This window comes from Methylotetracoccus oryzae, from assembly GCF_006175985.1.
In the GTDB taxonomy this organism is placed as follows: Bacteria; Pseudomonadota; Gammaproteobacteria; order Methylococcales; family Methylococcaceae; genus Methylotetracoccus; species Methylotetracoccus oryzae.
Genome location: NZ_SRSH01000041.1, coordinates 1 through 1668 on the forward strand (window position 1 = coordinate 1; position 1668 = coordinate 1668).

1 pseudogene is annotated in these 1668 nt (G+C 64.3%); it reads left to right on the forward strand.

The window, feature by feature from the left end:
• Window positions 1-69 precede the first annotated feature (69 nt).
• A pseudogene (locus BWR02_RS20735) lies at window positions 70-1628 on the forward strand (IS3 family transposase).
• Window positions 1629-1668: the final 40 nt, after the last annotated feature.

The window sequence follows — 1668 nt, forward strand, 5'->3', positions numbered from 1 at the left end:
CCCCCGGCGTCAGAATAGTTGTCGCCTCTAATGTTCCGAGTGAAAGGAGATTAGAGGATCATGAGCATGATGAAAGCAACGTATTCCGAGGGCTTCAAAGAGCAGGCGCTGAAGAAGGTCTTCCAGCGAGGCCAACGGTCGATCCGTGACGTCGCCGAGGAATTGCAGGTCAACTACCACACGCTAAAGGGTTGGATGAAAGAGCCGCTGGCGAAAGCCGAGCGCCGGAGGCCGCAGCAGGAGAAGCGACCGGACGACTGGACGCTGTCGGAACGCTTGACGGCTTTGCAGGAGAGTCATGGTTTGGCGGGTGAAGCCCTGCAGGCCTGGTGCCGGGAGCGCGGTGTGTTTGCGCACCAACTGGTAGCCTGGCAGGAGGCCTTTTGCGCCGGTGCCGGCGAGCAGCGCGCCAGCTTGCGGGCTTTGCAGGCAGAGAATCAGCGCTTAGCGCGCGCGTTGGCGCGCAAGGAGAAAGCCCTAGCGGAGGCGGCCGCGCTGTTGGTGCTGCAAAAAAAGTTCCAGGCGCTCTTGGGGGGCGAGGTCGAATGACCGCCTTCGAAGAGCGCCAACAGGTGGTGGCCCTGGTGCAGGAAGCGACGGCCGCAGGGGCACGGCTGGTGCCCGCCTGCGCGACCCTGGGGTTGAGTGCCCGCACGCTGCAACGCTGGCAGGATGGCGAGACGCTCGGTCGCGACCAACGTCCGTTGCGGACATATGCGCCACCGCACAAACTCACCGCGGCCGAGCGGGCGGCCCTGCTAGCGGTGGCCAATTCCGCGGAATTCGGCCATCTGCCACCCAGCCAGATCGTGCCGCGGTTGGCCGATCAAGGGCGTTATCTCGCCTCGGAAGCGACCTTCTACCGGGTACTCAAGGCGGCCAACCAGTTGGCACACCGTCGCCGCGAGCGCCCGCCACAGGCCCGCCGCAAACCCCGGGCCGTCTGCGCCACGGCACCGAATCAGGTGTACAGTTGGGACATCACCTATCTACCAACGGCCATCCGGGGACGGTTCTTTTACCTTTACCTGTTCCTCGATCTCTTCAGCCGCAAGATCGTCGGCTGGCAGGTGTATGACACCGAGTGCAGCGCCCTGGCCGGGGCCTTGCTCACCGACATCTGCCAGCGGGAAGCGATCCAACCCCACCAGTTGCTCCTCCACGCCGACAATGGCGGCCCCATGAAAGGCGCTACCATGCTGGCGACGTTGCAGGCCCTCGGCGTCATGCCCTCCTTTAGCCGACCGGCCGTCAGCAATGACAATCCCTATTCCGAGTCGCTGTTCAAGACCCTGAAATACCGCCCGGACTACCCGGTCAGGCCCTTTGCCGAACTCGCCGACGCCCGGCGTTGGGTCGAACACTTGGCGCACTGGTACAACCACGAGCACCGTCACAGCGCGCTCCGCTTCGTGACCCCCGCCCAACGGCATGCCGGCCTCGATGCGCCACTCCTGGCACAGCGCAAGGCCGTTTACGAAGCCGCCCGCCAACGGCACCCGCAGCGCTGGCGCGGGGCCACCCGCAACTGGCAACGCATCGCCGTCGTTCACTTGAACCCGGACCAGACCAACACGCCTGACCACCCTGACAAGGAGCTGACCCAACCGTCCCAAAAAGCCGCATGAAGCTTAAGCACCGAGGCGACAACTACCTTGAAAACTTCCG